Source organism: Actinosynnema sp. NPDC059335 (assembly GCF_042752395.1).
GTDB lineage: Bacteria > Actinomycetota > Actinomycetes > Mycobacteriales > Pseudonocardiaceae > Actinosynnema.
Window position 1 is genome coordinate 19,236 of record NZ_JBHYXZ010000142.1, and the last position, 754, is coordinate 19,989.

General features: G+C 80.8%; 1 protein-coding gene. It reads right to left on the reverse strand.

Features of this window, described 5'->3' with window-relative positions:
• Positions 1-255: 255 nt before the first annotated feature.
• On the reverse strand, positions 256-754 hold a 499-nt coding region (locus ACFXGA_RS31980; RefSeq protein WP_378094396.1), incomplete at its 5' end, for an RNA polymerase sigma factor.

Consider the following 754-nt stretch of genomic DNA (forward strand, 5'->3'; position numbering starts at 1 on the left):
CGGGGGCGGGGGCCGGGGGCGGCGCCGCGCCCCCCGGGTGTTGATCCCCGGCGGCGCCCCGGGGCCCCCCCGGGCCCCCGGCCCCCCGCCAGGCCGATCGCCGCCGCGCCGGCCGGCACATGCCGGGACCGGCCCCGGCGCGGTCGCCCCGCGCCCCGCGCCGCGACCCCGGCGAGGAACGCCGCCCGCGCGGGGGCCAGCGCCGCCTCGTCCGGCAACGGCGTCCCGTCACCCAGTTCGCGCACCAACCGCAGCTCATCCATGGTTCAGCAACTCCTCGACCTCGGTGGGGTTCTGCCCGCCCAGCGCCTGCCTGACCTGGCGACGGGCCCGGTGCAGCCGGGACCGCACCGTGCCGACCGGGATCGCCAACGCGGCGGCGACCTCCTCGTAGCTCAGGTCCTCCCACGCGACCAGCAGCAGCACGTCGCGGTCCCCGGCGGACAGCGCGCCCAGCGCGCCGGTCAGCGACGACCGCAGCGCGCCCGCGGTCACCTCGGCGGCGACGCGGTCCGCGTGGTCCTGCTCGACCGGGTCGCCGCCGGTCGCGCGGTAGCGGCGGGCCTCCTGCCTGCGGTGCTGCCCGACGAGGTTGGTCGCGATGCCGTACAGCCACGGCCGCGCCCCCGGCCGGGTCCGGTCGTAGCGCTCCCGCTTGTCGAACGCGGTGAGGTACGTGGCGGGGTCGAGGTGGTCCGCGACCGGGGGGGCGCTCCGGCGGGCGCGGTGGCCCCGGGTGTGGGGCGCGGGGCGG